The organism is Streptococcus sp. HMSC072D07, from assembly GCF_001814835.1.
Lineage (GTDB): Bacteria > Bacillota > Bacilli > Lactobacillales > Streptococcaceae > Streptococcus.
In genome coordinates, this window is the sequence record NZ_KV818036.1 from 15,434 (window position 1) to 38,731 (window position 23,298).

24 protein-coding genes are annotated in these 23,298 nt (G+C 40.2%); 6 read left to right on the plus strand and 18 right to left on the minus strand.

The window, feature by feature from the left end; genetic code table 11:
• Window position 1: 1 nt before the first annotated feature.
• Window positions 2-547, minus strand: a complete 546-nt coding sequence (locus HMPREF2991_RS00770) for an NUDIX hydrolase (RefSeq protein ID WP_000393790.1) — start codon at window positions 545-547, stop codon at window positions 2-4.
• 9 nt (window positions 548-556) lie between these two features.
• Entirely contained in the window at window positions 557-1,936 is a 1,380-nt protein-coding gene (gene glmU, locus HMPREF2991_RS00775; RefSeq protein ID WP_000073755.1) for a bifunctional UDP-N-acetylglucosamine diphosphorylase/glucosamine-1-phosphate N-acetyltransferase GlmU, read from the minus strand.
• 155 nt (window positions 1,937-2,091) lie between these two features.
• On the opposite strand from glmU, the gene HMPREF2991_RS00780 reads away from it, so the two are divergent.
• From HMPREF2991_RS00780 to lysS, 5 genes are all read left to right on the plus strand, one after another.
• Window positions 2,092-2,892, plus strand: a complete 801-nt coding sequence (locus HMPREF2991_RS00780; RefSeq protein WP_070568667.1) for a glycoside hydrolase family 25 protein — start codon at window positions 2,092-2,094, stop codon at window positions 2,890-2,892.
• Between the two features lie 106 nt (window positions 2,893-2,998).
• Window positions 2,999-3,841 (plus strand): DUF368 domain-containing protein, encoded by an 843-nt coding sequence (locus tag HMPREF2991_RS00785; RefSeq protein WP_070568671.1) that lies wholly within the window; start codon window positions 2,999-3,001, stop codon window positions 3,839-3,841.
• A complete protein-coding gene (locus HMPREF2991_RS00790) occupies window positions 3,841-4,323 on the plus strand; it encodes a YbaK/EbsC family protein (protein WP_070568674.1) in 483 nt (160 codons plus the stop codon). The genes HMPREF2991_RS00785 and HMPREF2991_RS00790 overlap by 1 nt, the downstream gene beginning before the upstream one ends.
• Entirely contained in the window at window positions 4,323-4,946 is a 624-nt protein-coding gene (locus HMPREF2991_RS00795; protein WP_070568679.1) for a histidine phosphatase family protein, read from the plus strand. Before HMPREF2991_RS00790 ends, HMPREF2991_RS00795 begins: the two co-directional genes overlap by 1 nt.
• A gap of 138 nt (window positions 4,947-5,084) precedes the next feature.
• Window positions 5,085-6,575, plus strand: a complete 1,491-nt coding sequence (lysS, locus tag HMPREF2991_RS00800) for a lysine--tRNA ligase (RefSeq protein ID WP_070568682.1) — start codon at window positions 5,085-5,087, stop codon at window positions 6,573-6,575.
• A gap of 229 nt (window positions 6,576-6,804) precedes the next feature.
• Here the strand turns inward: lysS and HMPREF2991_RS00805 are convergent, their stop codons facing one another.
• From HMPREF2991_RS00805 to HMPREF2991_RS00830, 6 genes are all read right to left on the minus strand, one after another.
• Window positions 6,805-7,644 carry an amino acid ABC transporter substrate-binding protein gene (locus tag HMPREF2991_RS00805; protein WP_070568686.1) on the minus strand — a complete coding sequence of 280 codons (840 nt, stop codon included), beginning with the start codon at window positions 7,642-7,644 and terminating at the stop codon, window positions 6,805-6,807.
• A 15-nt stretch (window positions 7,645-7,659) separates the two neighbouring features.
• Window positions 7,660-8,289 (minus strand): amino acid ABC transporter ATP-binding protein, encoded by a 630-nt coding sequence (locus tag HMPREF2991_RS00810; RefSeq protein ID WP_000891744.1) that lies wholly within the window; start codon window positions 8,287-8,289, stop codon window positions 7,660-7,662.
• A gap of 10 nt (window positions 8,290-8,299) precedes the next feature.
• Complete coding sequence (locus HMPREF2991_RS00815) at window positions 8,300-8,941, minus strand: amino acid ABC transporter permease (RefSeq protein ID WP_070568689.1); 642 nt, start codon at window positions 8,939-8,941, stop codon at window positions 8,300-8,302.
• 388 nt (window positions 8,942-9,329) lie between these two features.
• A complete protein-coding gene (locus HMPREF2991_RS00820; RefSeq protein WP_070568692.1) occupies window positions 9,330-11,129 on the minus strand; it encodes a Spy0128 family protein in 1,800 nt (599 codons plus the stop codon).
• Window positions 11,130-11,420: 291 nt separating this feature from the next.
• The gene (locus tag HMPREF2991_RS00825) at window positions 11,421-12,650 is read right to left on the minus strand and encodes a tetratricopeptide repeat protein (protein WP_070568695.1); all 1,230 of its coding nucleotides are present in this window, start codon (window positions 12,648-12,650) and stop codon (window positions 11,421-11,423) included.
• Window positions 12,640-13,806 (minus strand): AI-2E family transporter, encoded by a 1,167-nt coding sequence (locus tag HMPREF2991_RS00830; protein ID WP_070568698.1) that lies wholly within the window; start codon window positions 13,804-13,806, stop codon window positions 12,640-12,642. The genes HMPREF2991_RS00825 and HMPREF2991_RS00830 overlap by 11 nt, the downstream gene beginning before the upstream one ends.
• Before the next feature lie 144 nt (window positions 13,807-13,950).
• Here HMPREF2991_RS00830 and HMPREF2991_RS00835 point away from each other — a divergent pair, with 144 nt between their 5' ends.
• On the plus strand, window positions 13,951-14,964 hold the full coding sequence (locus HMPREF2991_RS00835) for a lactonase family protein (protein ID WP_070568701.1): 1,014 nt from the start codon (window positions 13,951-13,953) through the stop codon (window positions 14,962-14,964).
• 33 nt (window positions 14,965-14,997) lie between these two features.
• Here the strand turns inward: HMPREF2991_RS00835 and HMPREF2991_RS00840 are convergent, their stop codons facing one another.
• The 10 genes from HMPREF2991_RS00840 to HMPREF2991_RS00880 form a co-directional block, all read right to left on the minus strand.
• Window positions 14,998-15,417: a F0F1 ATP synthase subunit epsilon gene (locus tag HMPREF2991_RS00840; protein ID WP_000940836.1), complete on the minus strand. Its 420-nt coding sequence runs from the start codon at window positions 15,415-15,417 to the stop codon at window positions 14,998-15,000.
• Window positions 15,418-15,427: 10 nt separating this feature from the next.
• A complete protein-coding gene (gene atpD, locus HMPREF2991_RS00845; RefSeq protein WP_000094372.1) occupies window positions 15,428-16,834 on the minus strand; it encodes a F0F1 ATP synthase subunit beta in 1,407 nt (468 codons plus the stop codon).
• 85 nt (window positions 16,835-16,919) lie between these two features.
• Window positions 16,920-17,798, minus strand: coding sequence for a F0F1 ATP synthase subunit gamma (locus HMPREF2991_RS00850; protein WP_000301232.1), 879 nt, complete (start codon window positions 17,796-17,798; stop codon window positions 16,920-16,922).
• Window positions 17,799-17,813: 15 nt separating this feature from the next.
• A complete protein-coding gene (atpA, locus tag HMPREF2991_RS00855; protein WP_000996617.1) occupies window positions 17,814-19,319 on the minus strand; it encodes a F0F1 ATP synthase subunit alpha in 1,506 nt (501 codons plus the stop codon).
• 14 nt (window positions 19,320-19,333) lie between these two features.
• Window positions 19,334-19,870 carry a F0F1 ATP synthase subunit delta gene (locus HMPREF2991_RS00860; RefSeq protein ID WP_070568704.1) on the minus strand — a complete coding sequence of 179 codons (537 nt, stop codon included), beginning with the start codon at window positions 19,868-19,870 and terminating at the stop codon, window positions 19,334-19,336.
• Window positions 19,870-20,364 (minus strand): F0F1 ATP synthase subunit B, encoded by a 495-nt coding sequence (atpF, locus tag HMPREF2991_RS00865; protein ID WP_061421090.1) that lies wholly within the window; start codon window positions 20,362-20,364, stop codon window positions 19,870-19,872. The genes HMPREF2991_RS00860 and atpF overlap by 1 nt, the downstream gene beginning before the upstream one ends.
• 13 nt (window positions 20,365-20,377) lie before the next feature.
• Window positions 20,378-21,094, minus strand: coding sequence for a F0F1 ATP synthase subunit A (atpB, locus tag HMPREF2991_RS00870; protein ID WP_000392869.1), 717 nt, complete (start codon window positions 21,092-21,094; stop codon window positions 20,378-20,380).
• A gap of 34 nt (window positions 21,095-21,128) precedes the next feature.
• The gene (locus HMPREF2991_RS00875; protein ID WP_001054556.1) at window positions 21,129-21,329 is read right to left on the minus strand and encodes a F0F1 ATP synthase subunit C; all 201 of its coding nucleotides are present in this window, start codon (window positions 21,327-21,329) and stop codon (window positions 21,129-21,131) included.
• A gap of 231 nt (window positions 21,330-21,560) precedes the next feature.
• A complete protein-coding gene (locus HMPREF2991_RS10535) occupies window positions 21,561-21,872 on the minus strand; it encodes a CHY zinc finger protein (protein WP_076984503.1) in 312 nt (103 codons plus the stop codon).
• A 14-nt stretch (window positions 21,873-21,886) separates the two neighbouring features.
• On the minus strand, window positions 21,887-23,173 hold the full coding sequence (locus HMPREF2991_RS00880; RefSeq protein ID WP_070568709.1) for a peptidase U32 family protein: 1,287 nt from the start codon (window positions 23,171-23,173) through the stop codon (window positions 21,887-21,889).
• Window positions 23,174-23,298 lie beyond the last annotated feature (125 nt).

Below are 23,298 nucleotides of genomic sequence, written 5' to 3' on the forward strand. Positions count from 1 at the left end.
TCTATTTCTTTTGTAGTTCCCAGTACTGAATCGCCATAATGGTCTTGGCATCACAGATATGACCTGACTGGATCAGGTTCTTGGCTTCCTCTAGACTTACTTCTAGAACTTCCAAGGTTTCATCATCATCTTGTGGGCGAGGATTTTCCACCTTGATCAAATCACTAGCAAGGTAGAGTTTTAGTTTTTCATTACAAAATCCAATCGCAGAATAGAAATCGTACAACAGTTCTAACTTACCAGTGTATGCAACTTCTTCTTCCAATTCACGAAGGGCCGCCGCCATTGGATCAGCATTTTCACCAAGTTCTAGTTTACCAGCAGGAATCTCATAAGAAACCGCCTCAATAGCCTTTCTGTATTGCTTAACGAGAACGATTTTGTCATCAGCTGTCACAGCTAGTACACAAACAGCTCCATTGTGAAAAATCAAGTCACGTTGGGCAGTACCCTTTCCTTCTGGTAGTTCCACCTGATCTTGTACTAGTTTGAAAATAGGACCTTGATAGATTTCCTTCCGACTAATCGTTTTTTCTTCAAATTCCATGACAAACTCCTACTGGTTCTTCGGATGATGAGGTAAGCGTGTTGCATACTCATCTTTGTTAACTTGTCGTCCACGGCCGATAGCAATGGCATCAGCAGGAACATTCTTGGTAATAGTTGAACCCGCTCCAACCAGAGAATTATCCCCAAGTTCTACAGGAGCAATAATAGTTGAGTTTGATCCAACAAAGACATTATTGCCAATGACAGTTTTGTATTTATTTTTGCCATCGTAGTTGACTGTAATAGTTCCCGCACCAAAATTAACGTTGCTACCCACTTCGCAGTTTCCGATATAGGTCAAATGACCCGCCTTAGTATTTTCACCGATTGAAGATCCTTTTACTTCAACAAAGTTTCCAATGTGAACTTGAGAAGCAAGACTTGAACCTGGACGGATATGGGCATAAGGACCGACTGTCACACTGTCCGCAACACTACTTTCCTCAATCATGGAATTCGTAATCACGGCTCCAGCTCCAACGGTACTATCTACGATATAAGTTCCATTTGTTAAAATAGTCTCCGCACCAATCTTCGTTTGACCTTTCAAGGTAACGTTGGCTTCGATTTGGACCTCAGGAGCAATGTCAACATCAATGTCGATGTAAGTTGCTTCAGGATTGACAAAGCTAACACCATTAACCATGTGCTTTTGGTTGATACGGCGGCGCATCACTGCTTCCGCAGTGGCAAGAGCCACACGGTCGTTTACTCCAAGACTTTCATCAAAATCCTTGAGAGTATAGGCGCCAACCTTCTCACCTGCGTTACGGAAAATACCAATCACGTCAGTAATATAGTACTCACCTTGGGCATTGTTGGTGTTGATGTTTTTAAGAGCTTCAAAAAGACGTTCATTGTCAAATACATAAGTTCCTGTATTGATTTCCTTGATTTGCTTTTCAAAGTCAGAGGCATCTTTTTGCTCAACAATACGAAGAACTTCTGCGTTATCGTTGCGGACAATTCGACCATATCCAAAAGGATCAGCTGCTTCAGCTGTTAAAATAGTCGCCACATTTTTGTGATTGATATGGAAGTCCAGGAGGTTTTTCAAACTTTCACCTGTGATCAGAGGAGTGTCCCCAGCGATAACCAAGGTGTGCCCAGTACGATTTTGGAGAATGGGCTCTGCCATCATGACAGCATGCCCAGTTCCTAGTTGTTCTGATTGGGTAACAAAGTCTGTCTGACCAGCCAATACTTGCTCAACTAGCTCAGCCTTGTGACCAACTACAGTAACTGTTTTTTCAGGTTGAATAGCACCAACACTACGAAAAACATGTTCCAACATCGAAATTCCTGCTACTTTGTGAAGTACCTTTGGAAGATCTGATTTCATGCGAGTACCTTTACCCGCTGCTAAAATAATGGCATAATTTGACATAATCTTCTCTTTTCTCTAGAAATTCCCTTATATTATACCATAATTTAGTTTCTTAGGAGTAAACAAACAGAGAAATAGGGAAAAGACGCCCATTTATTCACTTTTTCCGATGTTTTCTTTGATTTTTTTGTCTATTTACGTTAAACTATTTAAATATGAGAAAAAAGATTCATCCAGCTATTATTTTTACTTTATTTACTATATTTATAGCTATTTTGATCCTCAATAGACCAACTTATGAAGACCACCCTGTCAAATCAAAACCCAATGCAGTCCAGGTTGAAAATCAGGCCTTGCATAATCTTGACAAACCTATCATTGATGTCTCTGGTTGGCAAAGTCCTGAGGAAATCAACTACGATACCTTATCTCAAAATATTTCTGGTGTTATTGTTCGTGTCCACAATGGGGGTCAGCATACTGAAACAAATAATGCCGCCTATGCCAATGGTGTCGATAAAGCCTATATAAATCATATTTCAGAATTTCAAAAGCGGAATGTTCCAGTTGCTGTTTATGCCTATCTAGCAGGTACTAGTAAGGAAAAAATGGAAAAAGCTGCTGAGGTTTTCTACAATGCTGCTTCTCCATACAACCCTAGTTACTATTGGCTCGATGTTGAAGAAAAAACAATGTCCGATATGAACGAAGGTGTTGAAGCTTTTAGGGCTAAACTAGAAGCCCTTGGCGCCAAAAATATCGGAATTTACATCGGTGTTTATTTTATGCAAGAGCATAGTATCAATACAGATAAGTTCTCTGCTGTCTGGATTCCATCTTATGGAACGAATTCAGGTTACTTTGAAACCACGCCTAATACTGATTTAGACTATGACCTCCATCAATATACTTCAAAAGGAAGAATTGCTGGATTTGAACATCATTTAGATATTAATCTCATTTCTACCTTGAAGGAAAAAGAAGAAACCTTCAGAAAACTATTTTTAAGACCATAAGACAAGTGAAAATTGCTCTCTTTTTCACTTGTTTTTTCATTTTCTTCTCGTCTGTGTTATAATTGATAGAATAGAGAAAGAATTTTATGAAATTGAGGATTTTATGATGTTTTCATGGATTGCAAGAGTTATTAAGGGAATAGTCATCGCCTTAGGATTTATCCTACCTGGAATTTCAGGTGGTGTTTTAGCAGCTATTTTGGGGATCTACGAGCGAATGATTAGCTTTCTGGCTCATCCTTTTAAGGATTTTAAAGAGAATGTCCTATACTTTATCCCAGTAGCAATCGGGATGTTGCTAGGTATTGGTTTGTTTTCTTATCCAATCGAGTATCTGCTAGAAAATTACCAGGTCTATGTTTTATGGAGTTTTGCTGGAGCTATCATCGGTACAGTTCCAAGTCTCCTTAAAGAATCTACTCGAGAATCTGATCGTGACAAGATTGACCTAGTCTGGTTCTGGACTACCTTTATCCTTTCAGGCCTAGGGCTCTACGCGCTAAACTTTGTTGTTGGTTCTCTCAGTGCTAGTTTCGCTAGTTTCATCTTAGCGGGTGCTCTTTTAGCTCTAGGTGTCTTGGTGCCTGGTTTAAGTCCATCAAATCTACTCTTGATTTTGGGACTGTATGCTCCTATGCTAACTGGTTTTAAAACCTTTGATTTATTTGGAACCTTCCTTCCTATCGGCATTGGTGCAGGAGCAACCCTCATCATTTTTTCAAAATTAATGGACCACGCCTTGAACAACTACCACTCGCGTGTGTATCACTTCATCATTGGGATTGTGATGTCAAGCACTCTCTTGATTTTGATTCCAAATGCTGGAAATGCTGAAAGTATCCAATACACTGGACTTTCTATTGTGAGCTATGTTCTCATCGCCTTCTTCTTTGCACTTGGCATTTGGCTTGGTATCTGGATGAGTCAATTGGAGGATAAGTATAAATAATGGCAAAGAAAGTTAAGAATAAAAAAACCTTGGTCGAGCAAATCTTGACCAAGGCGGGTATTGACCATACTGGTATTCAAATCAACGCGCTTGAGGGTGAACTTCCTTCGGAATATGATCGAACTCATATCTTTAAAACCTTGGCTCTATTAGGAGACAAAACGGGACCAATCATCGGAATCGTTCCCATAATAGAACACCTAGCTGAGAAAAAACTAGCAAAGGTTTCTGGTAATAAAAAAGTCAGCATGATTCCTCAAAAAGACCTAGAAAAAACGACAGGCTATATTCATGGGGCTAATAACCCCGTCGGCATTCGCCAAAAACACAATTATCCCATTTTTATTGATCAGACTGCTTTGGATTTGGACCAAATGATTGTTTCTGCTGGAGAAGTTGGGCATAGTATCATCATCCGACCTCAAGACTTAGCCAGCTTTGTAAAAGCAGATTTTGCTGATCTCTTGGAGGAAAGTAAGTAATGGAACTCTATTTTGTTCGTCATGGTCGTACCGTCTGGAATCTTGAAGGACGTTTTCAAGGTGCTAGCGGTGACTCTCCCCTTCTTCCAGAGTCCATTGACATCCTAAAACAACTTGGCCAGTATCTCAAGGAAATTCCTTTTGATACGATTTATTCTAGTGATTTACCCAGAGCCGTTAAATCTGCTGAAATTATCCAAAGTCAACTCCAGGCCCCTTGTCCTTTAAAGAGCATTCCTGACCTACGTGAATGGCAACTTGGCAAACTAGAGGGATTAAAAATCGCTACGCTCAATGCCATCTACCCGCAACAAATCAAGGCCTTTCGCTCTAATCTAGCTCAGTTTGATACGAGGATGTTTGAAGCCGAATCTCTCTACTCTACGACTCAGCGAACCATTCAGTTTATCAAATCTCTGAAAGAAAGTTCGGCTGAAAACATTCTGATTGTCGGGCATGGGGCAAATCTCACTGCTAGCCTACGCACTCTCTTAGGCTATAAAGAGGCTCACCTTCGCAAAGATGGAGGCTTGGCCAATGCTAGTCTGACAATTTTGGACACTGAGGATTTTGAAACCTTCACTCTGGAAAGATGGAATGACACTTCCTATCAAAGAAAATAATGGAACTTGATCTTAATAGTCAAGTTCTTTTTAGTTTTCAAAGAATATCCGTGAATTTCTCTGCTATTTATGATAAAATGGGAGTATCGCAAAAAATGACTCATCGTATCAAATTTTGAGTAAAATTAGGAGGAACCCATGTCTACAGAACATATGGAAGAACTAAATGACCAGCAGATCGTTCGCCGTGAAAAAATGGCTGCGCTCCGTGAACAAGGAATCGATCCCTTCGGAAAACGTTTTGAACGTACTGCTAACTCACAAGAGCTAAAAGACAAATTTGCAGAACTTGATAAAGAACAATTACATGAATTAAATGAAACTGCTACTATCGCTGGACGCATAGTAACCAAACGTGGAAAAGGGAAAGTTGGCTTTGCCCATCTTCAAGACCGAGAAGGTCAAATCCAGATCTACGTTCGTAAAGACGAAGTCGGTGAAGAAAACTACGAAATCTTCAAAAAAGCAGACCTGGGTGACTTCCTTGGTGTCGAAGGTGAAGTGATGCGTACAGATATGGGAGAACTTTCTATCAAGGCAACTCACATCACTCACTTGTCTAAAGCACTTCGCCCGCTTCCAGAGAAATTCCACGGTTTGACAGACGTTGAAACAATTTACCGTAAACGTTACCTTGACTTGATTTCGAACCGTGAAAGCTTTGAGCGCTTTGTCACTCGTTCAAAAATCATCTCTGAAATCCGTCGTTTTCTTGATCAAAAAGGTTTCCTTGAAGTGGAAACACCTGTTCTTCACAACGAAGCTGGTGGTGCTGCTGCTCGTCCATTTATCACTCACCACAATGCCCAAAACATTGACATGGTGCTCCGTATCGCGACTGAGCTTCACTTAAAACGTCTTATCGTTGGTGGTATGGAACGTGTCTATGAAATTGGCCGTATCTTCCGTAACGAAGGAATGGATGCTACTCATAACCCTGAGTTTACTTCTATCGAGGTTTACCAAGCTTATGCAGATTTCCAAGATATCATGGACTTGACGGAAGGTATTATCCAACACGCTGCTAAGGCAGTTAAGGGTGATGGTCCAGTAAACTATCAAGGGACTGAAATCAAAATCAACGAACCATTTAAACGTGTTCATATGGTGGATGCTATCAAAGAAATTACTGGGGTAGACTTCTGGCAAGACATGACCTTCGAAGAAGCAAAAGCTATCGCTGCTGAGAAGAAAGTTCCAGTTGAAAAACACTACACTGAAGTTGGTCACATCATCAACGCTTTCTTTGAAGAATTTGTTGAAGAAACCTTGATCCAACCAACCTTTGTCTACGGACATCCAGTAGCTGTCTCTCCACTCGCTAAGAAAAATCCTGAAGATGAGCGCTTTACTGACCGTTTTGAGCTCTTCATCATGACTAAGGAGTACGGTAATGCCTTTACTGAGTTGAACGACCCAATCGACCAGCTTAGCCGTTTTGAAGCCCAGGCGAAAGCTAAAGAACTTGGTGACGACGAAGCAACTGGCATTGACTACGATTACATCGAGGCCCTTGAATACGGTATGCCTCCAACAGGTGGTTTGGGGATCGGTATCGACCGTCTCTGCATGCTCCTCACTGATACAACCACTATCCGTGATGTATTGCTCTTCCCAACAATGAAATAATACTCTTCGAAAATCTCTTCAAACCACGTCAGAGTTTCCTTGCCGTAGATATATGTTCCTGACTTTGTCAGTCTTATCTACAACCTCAAAACAGTGTTTTGAGCAGCCTGCGGATAGCTTCCTAGTTTGCTCTTTGATTTTCATTGAGTATAAGCTCTTATCCTCTGGTACTTGCCAGAGGTTTTTTTGATAAAAAAAAAGAGACTGAGGAAAAACTCAATCTCTTTTCTTATTCTTGATTTTTAACTTGACTGGTGGCTACATCTTCCCCAAACCATCTCTGGCTGATTTCCTGGAATTTTCCTTCTTGGTATAGTGAGATAAAGGCTTGATTCAGAGCATCTAGCAAAGTTTTATCAGCAGGTCTAACACCCACTGCAAAAGCTTCACTTTCAAATCCAGCTGAAAAGACATTGTAGTCGCTTAATATCCCTTCAGACTGGAGATAATAATTGGCATATACCCGGTCAATCAACAAGGCATCAATCCGATCATTTTTTAAATCAATCAAGGCTTCATTGAAACTTTGGTATTGATTGGCTTTCTGGTCTTTCACTCGATTCTTGAGTAGTTCAGGTTGTCGTTCAAAATTCAAATAGCCAGAAGATCCTGCCTGGGCCCCTAGAACTTTGTCAGTCATATCCTGAATTGAGTGGATATTTTGAGACTTTTTAGAGACCAAAACTTGTTGATTTTCCATGTAAGGAATGGTAAAAGCAACCTTCTCTTTCCGTTCATCTGTAGCTGTATAGCCATTCCAGATGGCATCAATAGTACCGTTTTGTAGTTCGGTTTCTTTCATATCCCAGTCGATGGGTTGAAATTTAATCTGAATTCCTAGCTTTTCAGAAACAGCTTGGGCCAGGTCAATATCAAAGCCTGCATACTGGCCATTCTTTTCCTCAAATCCCATGGGAACAAAGGTATTGTCAAAGCCAATGGTAATGCTTCCCTGTTTTTGATATTTGGCCCAATTATCCTGATTTGGATCACTTGCCTTTTGAGTACAAGCCGTCAGGAAGAAGCTAAAGAACAGAGCAAGTACAAGGGCAATTTTCTTTCTCTTCATAGGCACCTCCTAGTCCTACTTTGGATCAACCTTAAGGATCTGATCAGCAATGTTTTCCGCAAACTGAAGATCGTGGGTCACAACAATCTGAGTCATCCCACGCTCTTTATTTTGAAGGATAAGTTTTTCTACTTCTAATCGCAATTCTGGGTCTAAGGCTGATGTAGGCTCATCATATCCAATAATTTCTGGGTTAATCATCATAGCACGTGCTAAGGCCACCCGTTGTTTTTGCCCACCTGAAAGTGAGAATGGAAAGGCATCTGCATGTCCAGCTAACCCAAGTTGTTCTAACAAACCACGCGCCTTCTTCTCAGCAACTTCCTTCTCCATGCTCATTGTTTTTATAGGCGACAGAGTTAAGTTATCTAGAACTGACAAATGTGGAAAGAGTTGAAAATCTTGGAAAACAAATCCCAGAAGATTGCGCTTTTCTAGTTCGTCTATAGCTAGCGATTCGCCGTTATAGTAGATTTCTCCAGAATCGATGGTTTCTAATCCAGCTAGCATACGTAATAGGGTTGTCTTTCCGCCTCCTGATGGACCTACGATTGCAAGGATTTGCTTTTCAGGAATTGATAGGCTGAAATTGGTTAAGATTTGTTTGCCACCAAAGGCCTTGTTAATGTTTCGTAATTCTAACATAGCAATCCTCCTATCTGTAATAACTGTACTTCTTCTCAAGTTTTTTCGCTACAATGGTTACAAGACCAATCATGATTAGATAAATCGCTCCAGCTAAAAACATAGGAACAAGACTAGCATCTCGATTGGCTGCTGTCCGACTTGCTAAAATCAAATCTGAAATCCCAAGAGCATAGACCAAAGAAGTATCCTTGACCAAACTCATGATTTCATTAAAGACGCTCGGTAAGACAATCTTTGTCACTTGAGGAAGGATGATATAGCGAACTGTAGCAAAGGGGCTAAATTTTAACACTTTTGCAGCCTCATACTGCCCTTTTGGAATGGTTTCAATCCCACCACGAAAGATTTCAGCAAAGTAGGCTGCATAGTTCAATACAAAAGCGATCACAGCAGCAGGAAAACGATCTAAACGTATCCCAATGCTAGGGAGAACATAGTAAATAAAGATTAATTGCAAGAGCAAGGGAGTCCCTCGCATCACCCAAATATAAAGGTCAATCAGATAATGGAGGGGTTTCCAGCGGACTTGTAAAGCAAAGGCAACGACAATACCTAAAGGAATTGAAAAGATCAAGACCAGAGCAAAGACTTGAAGAGTCATACTTGCACCGTTCAATAAACTTGGTAATATCTCAAACATATAAGACATACTGCACCTCCTAAAAATTATTGTTCCTATTATAGCATAAATAAACAATTTAGCAAGGGTTTTTGTAAAAAAATTCTATAATCCTTGAACTATACACCTTTTTCTGAGAAATAAGAGCAAAATATTATCTTAAAGAATTCGGAGAATTACAAGGATTCTAGACGAAAATATAGATTTAACTTCTAATTCTGAGAGAACAATGATCAAATTTTTTGATCAAATATCTATAAAGATTTCATTGACACAGAACTCTGTTTACTCACATTCACTTCATAGCTCTAGAGATATAAAAAAAGAACCACTTTATAAGAATAGTATCATTTCTACTATCCATACAAGTGGCTCTTTGATGATGCCATAGCAAAGGCATCAAGATTTTTCAACTAGATTATTTAACTTTTTTGAAACGGAATAAGAGAATGGAACCAAATGCAAGTACTACTCCTACAACAGTAAACAGCATAGTCATTTCAGATGTACCAGTATTTGGTAGTTCTTTAGTTCCTTCTGGTTGTTTAGGTTTGTTATCAGAAGATCCTGGAGTCTCAGCAGCATAAGTATTTGTGAAGGTTGGATTATTACCTGTAACTGTTGCTACAAATTGACCTTGACCATTGTCTGCAACTTTTACTGTTACTGTATAAGCATTTTTATCATAAGTTACACCAGTTTCATTACCACTTTTTTCAGTGATCGTGTATGTGTGAGTTCCTGCAGCAGTATATTCAATTGCTGGGAAAGCAACTGTTCCGTCTGCAGCATTCTTAGCTGTTGCTACAAGTTTGTCGCCTTCTTTCAATTCAAATTCATATTTATCTGCCTCAAGAGGTTTACCATTTAGGACTTTTTTAGCAGTAATTGAAGTTGTTGCAGATTTAACAGAATACGAATTTACAAAAACTTTATTGTCATATTTAACACTTGCAAACTTCTCACCATAAACATCTGTTACAGTAACTTCTGCGTTAATAGTCTTATCATCGTAAGCAAAACCTGGTTTTTGATCATTAACTTCTTTAATCTGATACTTATAAGTACCCACTGTAGAGAATTTAACGGCTTTAAATTTCACTTTGCCATCTTTATCGTTCTTAACAGTTTCAACAGCTGATCCGTTTGGATCAAGTAGTTGGAAGCTAAATTCTTCAGCAGCTAGGTCTTTTCCTTTTAACTGCTTAGAAACCTCAAATGAAACTTCTGTAGAACGTGAACCAGAACTAATACCTTCAGTTGTGGTTAATGGTGCAAAACCTTCTACATCAAAGTTTTCAGTCGAAGTCGTAATTTTAACGTTATTGAAAGCTTTCTTTGTTGTATTATCAACTGGAGCTGTGATACGAGTCTTATAAACTACATACAAACCTTGGTTGGTTAGATCACCATTACCATTTGGAGTAATAGTGAAGCGATTAGAATCTTGAACAACAATGTGACTTGGATTCAAAAGTGGATGAGGCTCATCCTTACCCCATTCAGTAAAGTAGTAACCTGTAATCTCACTAGCTAATACTTGCCCTTCAGGGATTGTATCTTGAATCGAAACACCTTCATAAGGATTAGCATATTTGTTTACGCGAATATACCAATTAATATAATTTGGATCGTTCGTATCTTGAACTCCCCATTTAGTAAATCCTGTTGGATCCTCATCTGGAACAATACGAGTCAAATTGTATACTCCTGCTCCAGGAATGTCGATTGGATACGACTTATTGAGTTCAACATTATCAGCCCATACAACAGTAAATAAGGCCGAAATTTGTTTCTCTTCAGGTAAGTTAGCAAAATAATCTTCGTTACTTACCGTTACAGTCGCTGTATTTGCAGACTTATTTGTCGTTAACTCAGCAACTTTAGTGACTCCATCGTTACCAAAGATTTCAGTAGTTGAATCTGATTCAATTTTGAATTCATTTGGAACTTTATAAACCATAAAGTCACCATTCTTCAACGTTGTTGAGTTGTCGAATTTGTAAGTGGTTTGAAGGTAAAATTTCCCTTCACCATACTCTGCACCATCAACTAACTTATTATTGTTAATTGTCGGTACTGTCGTTAGCGTATAGCTACTAGATGGTAGTTCAGCAGCTTTAACCACATTGCTAGTTCTTAGTACTGGGATAAATACTGAAGCTACTAACAATAGCGCCATGAATGCATGAGAAAGTTTTTTATTAATCTCTTTCACAACATTTGCCTCCTTTATTTTTGGGGATAGATTCCCCTATTTATTATTATATATTCTTATATAAATTTGTCAAGTATTTCATAGTAGTTCGATGTTCAAATCATACCTTTAAACTCTTATTTAATAGGAGTTAGCAGGCTTTCATTGTTCAAAACTTCATCTAAATTGGCTATAAGAAATTCTAACATTTATATTATATTAGTAAAAAAGAAAAGACCTCTGAGGTCTTTTAAATCATTCATTCAAGGTCATTCGTTTCTGTTAATAAGATTTTAAAAAAATTAGAAATCCTTAAAGTGTCTCTATGAGTTCTTGCATCTGAACATCATCTGGAACGATTTTTAAATAAGCTTCAGCCTGTACCTTGGCTTCTTCAAAATATCCCAATTCACGCAGGAGATAAGTATACTGCTCAAGAAACTCAGGATTATCCTTGAGGTCAGACGATAGTTGTTGATAGAGCTCATAGGCCTTATCTAAATCCTCAATTTTCTGATAAGAACGGGCAATCATCCACTTGGTCAAGAGATTTTCAGGTTCTTGACTTTGGAGAGCGATAATGTCCTCAAACCGTTCTTGTTCCATATAAATGGTTGCAAGGCGAAGGAATATTTCTTCTGTATCCTCTGCATCTTCTTTAGCAGTAAGGAGAAACTGCTCCGCACTACTAGGATCATGTAATTCATACGAAAACTGAGAAGCAGCTAGTAAGAGCCGAGTTTCAAATGGATTTTTCTCCAAACCTTGTTTAACGATACGAAGTGCCTCTTCCACCTGATGTTCCTTATGCAATGCTTGACTGTAGCCATACTCATATCCTTCAAAATCAGGTGAAATGGTATCAATCTGCTTAAAGTAAAGAACAGATTTTTGATACTCTTCTTGGTCAAAGTAAAGACTAGCCAGTTCAAAGGCAGTTTGGTCATCGTATTCTAATTCTAAAGCTTTCTCTAAGAATTCAGTTGCAGCTTCAAACTTACCTAACTGGGCATAAGCATAACCAATTCGTTGATAGGTTGAGACACCCGTTTGCTCATAGATGGAGCGATTGTCTAATTGAGCATAGCCCTGAATAGCTTCCTGATAATTCCCTAACTCGCTATCCAACTCAGCCAAACCAAAAACTAATAAGGCATCGTCTGAGTAGTTTAGGGCTTCCAGTAACTTTTCACGCGCTACATCTGTCAATCCTTCCAATTGATAGAGGTCTGCCTTCAAGGCCAAGGCCGATACGTACCAGTCACTTTCGGGTGTGATTTCCTCAAGGTAAGCAAAGGCTTCCTCAACATTGCCATCCTCACTAGCAATGCTTGCTAAATTCAGATTCACTTCTGGGAAATCTGTAACGATATCTTGGTAAATTTCTTTTGCTTGAGGATAAAAGCCAATTCCCTCTAGATAGCTTGCTAGTTCGTAAAGAACTTCACTTGAATCTGTTTCGAGGGCTTTGTGAAAATACTGATCCGCCTTGGTTAAATCCTGTTCATCCAAAGCCTGGAGCATGCGTTGACTATTGTTCACTCTTGATTTCCTCCCCTTCTTCTTCATACAGACCGCTGACTTTTTTATACCAGTTAAAGATAGCTGAGATAACAACCTTGGCAGAAGCATAGACGGGAATTCCCAGCAAGACTCCCCAAATACCAAACATAGAACCTGAAGTTAGGAGAACAAAGAGGACATTGATCGGATGGATGTTTAGCTGACTACCTAAAATAAGCGGAGAAACGAAGCGACCTTCAATCGTTTGTTCAACAATAAAGACAATAATCACTTTCAAAAGCATCACAGGTCCTGCAATCAAACCCAAAACCAAAGCAGGCAACATCGCTAGAAAACTACCTAGATAAGGGACTAGATTTAGAATACCAGCCGTTACACCTAGAGTGACAGCGTAGCGTAAACCGATAATCTTAAAGAAAATAATAAACATGATAGCTACAATAATAGCTACTGTAACTTGTCCTCTAACATAGTTTGACAGCTGTTTATTGACATCTGATAGGATTTCACCCACAGGTTCTTTTAACTTGGTTGGGATAAATTTAGTTAGGTAATCCCGCAAGCCTTTCCCATCTCTCAAAAGATAAAAGAGCATGAAGGGTACGATAATAACCGCTACAATGACCTGGGAAACGCTACTGATAAAGGCGCTAACCCAGTTAACAGCTTGAGAAGAGATTTTGCTGGCCCACATAGTCGCCTCACTAGAAACATTGGAAAGAACCTGCTCCAACTGTGGTCTAAAATCATCTGGCAAGCGTTTGGTTACAAGGTCATTGATCACCTTATCAGCATCTTCCAGGTATGTCGGCACATTCTTCGCAAAATTTAAGACTTGACGTTGCAGATTAGGAATTGCGACTGCCAGCCCCCAAATGATAAAGAGTCCAATAATAACAAAAACAATACTAATGGCAAGAACACGATTGATCTTGTGCTTCTCCATCCAGTCCACAATCGGATTGAGGAGGTAATAAAGTAAACCAGATAAAATAACTGGCAACATGACAACCCCTAAAAAGTCTAAAACGGGTAAAAAAATAAAACTAATCTTACTTAGAATGAAAATGTTTAACCCCAGTAACAAGGTTACTAAAAATACAGTGATAGCTTTGTTATCTAAAAACCACTTGAAGAACCAAGATAGGCTAAAATGTTTCTCTTTATGTTCCATAAATACATCCTTTCTGTCATTCTCTCATTATACCATTTTTAATCTAAAATAACTCTTTTTTAAAGTGCTTACATAAATAAGACTGATGCATCATGGCAGTTATTTTGTGGTATAATGAACTTATCATTATTAAGAGGTATGGACATGAAAGAAACTGTTTATTTTGGAACTTACACTCGTCGCTTATCTAAAGGGATTTACAAGGCAGATTTTGATATAGAAACAGGCCAGCTTGCAAACCTTGAACTTTTTGCTGCTGAACCCAGTCCGACCTACCTTGCCTTTGACCAACAGCAACACTTATACACTGTAGGGAGCCAGGATGGCTTAGGTGGAATCGCTGCTTACAAGACAGATGGCGCTTTGCTAAATCATGTGGTTGAAGAAGGCGCTCCCCATTGTTATGTGGCAGTGGATGAAAAGCGTGGTCTCGTTTATGGGGCCAACTATCATAAGGGTCAAGTTCTCGTTTATAAACGTCAAACGGATGGTAGCCTCATCCAAACGGATCTAGATCAGCATAGTGGACAAGGTCCTCATGAAAACCAATCTTCCCCACATGTACACTTTACGGATCTAACACCCGACCAGTATCTCGTCACCTGTGATCTAGGAACAGATGAGGTAACAACCTATGATGTTAGTCCAGAAGGAAAACTAAATAAACTCTACACTTATCACAGCCAAACTGGAGCAGGTGCACGCCACATCGTTTTCCACCACCACTATAAGATTGCCTATCTCATCTGCGAACTTAATAGCACGATAGAGGTCTTGATTTATGATGGGGTTGGTGAATTTGAACGCATGCAAGTTATTTCAACCTTACCAGATGGATACGAAGGCTTTAATGCTACTGCTGCTATTCGTCTTTCAAAAGATGGCAAATACCTCTATGCATCCAACCGAGGTCATGATTCCATTGCAGTCTATACAATCCTCGCTGATGGTAGCTTGGAATTATTAGAGATTGTACCAAGCCATGGTAAAAATCCACGTGATTTCGACCTAACTCCTGATCAAGAGTTTCTCATTGCTGTTCATCAAGATTCTGATAACGCAACCGTCTTTAAGCGTAATCCTAAAAGTGGTCGTCTTGCAGAGCTTTCTAACGACTTCCATGTCCCTGAAGCAGTCTGCATCAACTTCCCACATTAAAAAAAAATGAACTTGAGTTTCAAGTTCATTTTTTTATAGTCTATTTCCGACATTGATACGGTTGATAGCACGTTGCAATGCGATTTTTGCGCGACGTTCTTGGTCAATCAAATGCTTGTCATGAGCTTCTTCGATTTCTCGTTCAGCTCGAAGTTTCGCGCGTTCTGCACGACTGATATCGATATCACGAGCACGCTCTGCTGAGTCTGCTACAATGGTAATGATATCATTAGCAATCTCGATAATTCCTCCGTTCACTGCAATCCAGTTTACATGAGTATCATCATCGATACGTTTTACCTTCACTTCATCAACCGCTAAAACCGCAATCATATTTTCATGTCGTGGCAAGATCCCCATCTCACCATCCAGAGTTCGTACCGATACAAAGCTGGCATGGTGATCATAGACGAGGCCATCTGGTGTCACGATCTGGACAGTTAAATGAGCCATAGATCACCTCTTAAAATCCCATTTTTTCTGCCTTAGCAATGACGTCTTCAATTGAACCGACACCACGGAAGGCATCTTCTGGTAGCTGGTCATGTTTTCCTTCAAGGATTTCCTTAAAGCCACGAACTGTTTCCGCTACTGGCACATAAGAACCAGGTTGACCAGTAAATTGTTCGGCAACGTTAAAGTTTTGAGACAAGAAGAACTGGATACGACGGGCACGTGCAACCAAGGTCTTTTCTTCATCAGAAAGTTCATCCATACCAAGGATAGCAATGATATCTTGCAATTCATGGTAACGTTGAAGGACACGTTTAACCTCAGCAGCAACTGCATAGTGCTCCTCACCAACAATCTCAGGCGCTAAGGCACGAGAGCTTGAAGCCAACGGATCAACGGCTGGGTAGATACCCAACTGTACCAACTTACGTTCCAAGTTTGTCGTTGAATCCAAGTGAGCGAAGGCTGTTGCCGGCGCAGGGTCAGTATAGTCATCTGCTGGCACATAAATAGCCTGGATAGAGGTTACAGAACCCTTCTTAGTTGATGTAATACGCTCTTGCAATTGACCCATTTCCGTAGCAAGGGTTGGTTGGTAACCAACGGCTGAAGGCATACGACCCAAAAGGGCAGATACTTCTGAACCAGCTTGAGTGAAACGGAAGATATTGTCGATAAAGAGAAGCACATCTTGGCCTTCTACATCACGGAAGTATTCGGCAATTGTCAAACCAGTAAGAGCAACACGCATACGAGCTCCTGGTGGCTCATTCATCTGACCAAATACCATGGCTGTTTTCTCGATAACGCCTGATTCTTTCATTTCCCAGTAGAGGTCGTTCCCCTCACGGGTACGTTCCCCAACACCAGTAAATACTGAAATACCACCGTGTTCTTGAGCAATGTTGTGAATCAATTCTTGAATCAAGACAGTTTTACCAACTCCAGCACCACCGAAGAGTCCAACTTTCCCACCTTTTAGGTAAGGGGCAAGAAGGTCGATAACCTTGATCCCTGTTTCCAAGATTTCAGATGAGGTAGACAATTCATCAAAAGTTGGAGCTTTCTTATGAATTGGCTGACGCTCAGCGTCTTCAGCGAAAGGAGCATCCAAGTCGATGGTATCTCCCAAAACATTGAAGACACGTCCCAAAGTTTCTTTACCCACTGGTACAGAGATTGGACGGCCTGTGTCCAAAACTTCCATTCCACGAGTCAAACCATCTGTTGATTCCATGGCGATCGTACGAACCATACCATCACCCAACTCCAAGGCTACTTCAAGGACGATTTTTGTTTTTCTTTCGTCATTTTTGTAGACGACAAGTGCATTATTAATCTCAGGAAGTGTTTCCCCTGCTGCAAACAAGACGTCGACAACGGGTCCAATAACCTGAGCAATTTTACCTGAACTCATCTCCTTCTCCTATTCTATATAAGATACTGTCGGTTCCTAGTTTACCTAGGTCCTAAGTTCATTTTGATACGGGGGAGGCAAAGCCTTATTCTAAGGCACTAGCCCCCGCTACGATTTCTGTAATTTCTTGTGTAATCGCCGCCTGTCTGGCACGGTTATACTGGATTGTCAAATCATTGATGACTTTCTTAGCATTATCAGTCGCTGTCTGCATAGCTGTCATACCTGCAGCATTTTCAGCTGTCTTGGCATCGATAATAGCCCCGTAAATCATACTTTCAGCATACTGTGGCAACAATTGCTCTAGAATCTCATCACGGCTCGTTTCCAACTCAAAAGTCAAGCTATACTCTTCATCCGCTTCATTTGGATCCAAGTCAACAATCGGAAGCATTTGTTCCACACGCATTTGACTTGTGAGAGTATTGACATGATGGTTGTAGCAGACATACAATTCATCAAAAAGTTCGTTTTGGTACATCTCAATCGTTTTTGAAATAATTTTACGAACTTCATCAAAACTAGGTTGATCTGCCAAGCCACGTAGTTCATAGATTGGCTGAATACCTCGAGCCTTAAAGAAATCAGCTCCCATACCACCGATACAGATTATCTCAAAACCTGTACCATCTGGATGGTATTCTTCTTTCAACTCCATAACGGCTTTAAGGATGGAAGCATTATAACCTCCAACCAAGCCACGGTCTGAAGTGATAACGATATAGCCCGTTTTCTTAACTGGGCGACTGATGAGCATCGGATTGGTTGAACCACCAGATCCGTTACCATGCAGAATATCCGTCAAAAGCTTACGAACTTTCTGAGCGTAAACTTGGAAGTTGCGCGCTGCTTCTTCAGAGCGACCTAACTTGGCAGCCGATACCATTTGCATGGCATTAGTGATTTGACTCGTATTTTTGGTTGAGGCGATTTTTGTTTTAATATCATTTAGAGATACTGCCATCTGAAACCTCTATTCTTATTGGAAGCTGGATTGATTGAGAAACTCTGTAATCGCAGCATCCAAGACTGCTTCTTCTGGCAAGTCTTTTGTTTCACGAATGGTTTCCAAAATCTCTGGATAATGAGCATCAAAGAAAGTATGGAACTCTTCCTCAAAACGAACAATGTCATCTACTGGAATCGTATCCAAGAAACCATGTGTCAAAGCATAGAGAATGGTTACTTGTTTCTCAACAGGTAGTGGTTTGTGAACAGGTTGTTTCAATACTTCCACAGTACGACGTCCACGGTTTAACTTAGCCTGTGTTGCTGCATCCAAGTCAGAACCAAACTTAGTGAAGGCTTCCAACTCACGGTATGAAGCAAGGTCGATACGAAGTGTACCAGCTACTTTCTTCATGGCTTTGATTTGTGCCGAACCACCTACACGGGATACAGACGAACCCGCATCTATGGCTGGACGAATACCCGCATTGAAGAGACCATCACCAAGGAAGATTTGTCCGTCAGTGATAGAAATCACGTTGGTTGCGATATAGGCAGAGATATCTCCTGCTTGTGTCTCGATAAATGGTAGGGCTGTAATAGATCCACCACCAAGCTCATCAGAAACTTTAGCTGAGCGCTCAAGCAAACGACTGTGAAGGTAGAAAACATCCCCTGGGAAGGCTTCACGACCTGGTGGACGACGAAGCAAGAGGGAAAGCTCACGATAAGCGACCGCTTGTTTTGAAAGATCATCGTAAACAATCAAAACATGCTTGCCTTGGTACATAAATTCTTCCGCCATAGCAACTCCGGCATAAGGAGCTAGGAAGAGCAATGGAGATGGTTGTGAAGCAGAGGCTGTCACAACGATTGTGTAGTCCAAGGCACCGTACTGACGAAGTGTTTCTACTTGTGTACGGACTGTTGATTCTTTTTGTCCAATCGCTACGTAGATACAAATCATATCTTGACCTTTTTGGTTCAAGATTGTATCAATTGCAATAGTTGTTTTCCCTGTCTGACGGTCACCGATAATCAACTCACGTTGACCACGACCAATCGGAACAAGGGCGTCAATAGCTTTCAAACCTGTTTGCAATGGTTCTGATACAGACTTACGTTGCATAACGCCAGGAGCTGGCGCTTCTACTGGACGAGTCTTGTCAGTATGGATGTCACCAAGACCATCAACTGGACGACCAAGTGGGTCGACAACACGTCCGATCAGGCTATCCCCCACAGGAACTTCCATGATTTTACCTGTACGGCGAATGGTATCACCTTCACGAATATCTGTAAAGTCTCCAAGGATGATAATCCCAACGTCTGTAGACTCCAAGTTTTGCGCCATCCCATAAGAGCCGTTTTCAAAGATCAACAGCTCTCCACTCATGGCATTTTCAAGACCGTGAGCACGCGCAATTCCATCCCCGATATAGGTTACAACACCTGTTTCAGACACATCAAAATTGGGTTTGAAATTTTCAATTTGTTGCTTAATTAAAGCGCTGATTTCTTGTGCGTTAATTGCCAAAAGAACACCACTTTCTATTTCAAATTTTCTTTAACAACTCGAAGTTGTTGTTTTATACTCACATCAATTGTCTTGTGATTAGCAAAAATAACAAAACCACCAATGAGTCCTTCATCAATTTGTTCTTTGATACTCCGTACTTTCAGAGACATTTTTTTCTCTATCAAGGGAAGCAAACGTTCCTTCTGCTCGTCCGTTAAAGGATGAGCTGAGGAAATCGTGACTACAAAATGATTGGTTTCTATTTCAAGACGATTCAAACAATCAACAATGATATCATAAAAAAGATTTGCTCTGTGATTGTAAATCAGAACCTGAATAAAGTTTTGCATTAAAGGTGAGACAGAGTCTTGAAAAAAACCAACTGTTTTTTCCTTATCAGACTCATCAACTGCCACCTGAGCTAAAAAAGAAGGTAAGCCCGTTTCTTCTGCGACTTGTTTGATTTGATCCAAGTCTGCAAAAATCCGGTCCTCTTCTCCTTTTTCAATCACTAATTGGACAAAAGGCATGCTGTACTTTTCAATGACCTTTGCTGTTTTCTTGTCCATTAGGCTTCTCCTAGCTGATCGATATACTGATCAATGAGTTCCTTATGAGCATGACTGTCAAGGTTTTTTGAGATGATTTTAACAGCAAGACTAATCGTCAAATCTGCCACCTCGCCCTTAACACTTTGCAAAGCTTCTGCTTTATTCTGAGCAATTTCTTGATTCGCCTTCTCTTTTAAGCGACCCGCTTCTACTTTAGCATCTGCCAGAATATCTGCTTTACTCTTCTCTGCAGTCTCTTTAGCATTTTCAATGATTGTTTTGGCTTCGTTGCGACTACCAGCCAATTCATCTTCACGTTTTTGGGCAAGAGTTTCTGCTTTTTGACGAGCTTGTTCAGCTCCATCAATATCAGCAGCAATTTTATTTGCCCTTTCTTCGAAGACACTTGTCAAGTTTGACCACGCATATTTCTTAACTAAGACAATCAAAAGGATAAAAGAGCCAGCGATTAAAATAAAGTTACCAATTAATTCACCTACTGTTACGTGCATCTGTTACTCCTTTCTACTCTTCTCCATCATTTATCTTATTTCCTAAGTACATAGAAGACAACATGGTAAACACATAGGCTTGGATGCAGGAAATAAAGACAGAAAAGGCTGTCCAAGCCAAGTTAGCACCAAAAGCAACTGGATACCAATATAGAGCTTGATGAGATAGAGTGATTAGCAAACTAGCCATCACTTCTCCAGCAAAGATATTTCCGAACACCCGCAAGGCAAGTGATAAAAAGTTGGTAAACTCTTCTAAGATATTCATGGGAGTCATAAAGCCAGGTGTGATATAGGCTTTTAGATATTTTTTAATCCCACGGCGACGAATCCCTTCAATATGGGTCATCAGGATAATTCCAAATGACAAGGCCAAGTCAAACTGGAGATTTGCAGTTGGCGATGTCCAAAGGTTTGTCCCATCTGTAGTTTGAAGTTTCGCCATCAAACCGAGGTTATTTGCCAGTACCATAAATAGAAATAGACAAAGGAAAAAGAGCGAGTAGTCTTTCATGTAGCTTTTACCAATGTTAGGTTCTGTAAATCCAATAACGAAGTCATAGAAATACTCAAGTACATTTTGCTTTCCTTTGGGTTTCAAAGTCATATTGCGACTTGCCCAATAGATAAAGCCAAAAACAACTCCCACAATCAACAAGGTCATGGCTAACATGGTTAAATCAAAGGTAACAGGACCAATATTGATGGTTGGATTGATACTTTCTTCCATCTAGAATCCTCCCTTTTCTTCTCGTTCCATTTGTCTATTTGATGACGAATGAAAAGACGAGGGTAACCAAGAACGTTCCTTCAATAAAGGCAATCCCCATGATCATTAAGCTACGTAATTGTGGGATGATGTCTGGTTGGCGAGCTGCTGATTTGAACAAACCGTTCATCAACATACCTTCTGCAAGGGATACACCCATACAGGCAAGACAAAGACCGAAAAATGTTAAATTCATGATGAATTCTCCTTTTATTTAAAATTTACTTACTTAGTTTAGTCCTAAAATTTGTTTTTGTCAACTTTTTACTTACGTTGGAAGCGTTTCAGCTGATTTATTTCTATTTTTGCTATTTTTACACTATTCTATAGAAAGTTTTTCCATTTTAGATTGCGAGTTTTTCTTGATTTTACTATATTTTCTGAAACAAACCGAAAAATCCAAGTTAAGAACTTGGATCGATTCATTTTATTTAAAATAGTAGGAATAGTGTTGTTTACAACCTGGATTAAATGGTGCACTGCAGTAAGGACAAGCCATCTGTTTTTGGTAATCTTGGAAAGTCATTGTCCTCTTACAAACCCCACATAAGATCGGTCGATCCTCAGAAAGCACCAAGGGATAGGGCGAAAACAAATGCGTTTCCATAGCATTGTGGCACTGATAGCATGCATAGTATTTCTTGCATTCATAACACTGGAGTGAAACAATATCCTTTTCACTATGATAATGAACACACCTGCTTTCATCATCTACCAATAAACCTTGAGCTTGAATCATTCCCTTTTCCTTATCTAGGCACGAACTGTAACACTTGTCCCGTCTTCCTTATAGAGGTTGATGAGCCCTTCTTTCAGAGCACGAACCATGTCACCTGCTTGTACAGGTTGTGGGACCTTGATTGTCAAGAGTTCCATTGGATTTGGAGCACGGTCGATTTTATTGCCCTTGGCATCATGAAGATCTTCGATATAAGTATCAAAATGACGGAAACCTGGTCCATAAAACTCAACTTGATCGCCTTCGTTGATGACATTTCGTTGACGAATGGTTGCCGTTTGAGTCGCATCATCATAAGCAACCACTTCAGCGACAAACTTGTATTCAGGAATTTTACGACGTGCGCCAAATAACTGCTCATTCTCAGACGGTGTACCATAGTAGAATCCAGTTGCCAATTCACGCTGGGCAACCTTCCACATCTCGTCCACCAAGTCCTGTTTGATGGCCTCAAACTTTTCAGGACTTTCGAGATAAGCATCCACAGCCGCCTTGTAGCAGTTTGTTACTGTTGAAACATAGTGAATAGACTTCATACGACCTTCGATCTTAAGACTGTCTACACCATTTTCAATCATATCTGGGATATGGTCAATCATAGACATATCTACGGCAGACATCGAAAATTCTTCTGGGATTTCACCTTTAAGGCTCTTACGTTCTTGGCCGAATGGCATGTCGTAGAGGTCGTATTTCCAACGGCAAGATTGAGAACAACCACCACGGTTAGCATCACGCATACTCATGTGGTTTGAAAGCGTACAACGACCTGAGTAAGAAATACACATGGCCCCATGGACAAATGCTTCAATCTCGACATCTGTACGTTTGCGAATCTCTGCCAATTCTTCCATTGAAACTTCACGGGCCAAAACCACACGAGTTAGACCAAGTTCTTTCCAGAACTCTAGAGTTTCATAGTTGGTTGCACTTGCTTGAGTTGAAAGGTGAATTTCAAGACCTGGTGCTTCTGTTGCTGCAATCATAATCAAGGCTGGATCTGACACGATAACTGCCGCAATCCCGATATCACGCAACTTACGGAACCATTCTCCAGCGCCTGCTTCATTTCCTTCATGCATGACCATGTTAGCAGCCACATAGACCTTGGCACCGTACTTTGCAGCGAACTGAACGCCTTCTTCCATCTGTTCAAAGGTAAAATTCCCAGCACGGCTACGAAGACCATAGGCCTGTCCACCGATGAAGACTGCGTCCGCACCATATTGAACAGCTACTTTCAGTTTCTCTAAAGTCCCTGCAGGTGATAAAACCTCAGGACGTTTTAATGTTTTTGTCATTTTTTCTCCTATTTGCAATATAAAAGTTTGACGTTTTTCCTTCTCATTTTATAGTAAATAAGCAATAAAATCAAGCCTAGGCAAATTGTTTTGACAATTCTAATCTTCTTAGAAACTAAAAACTA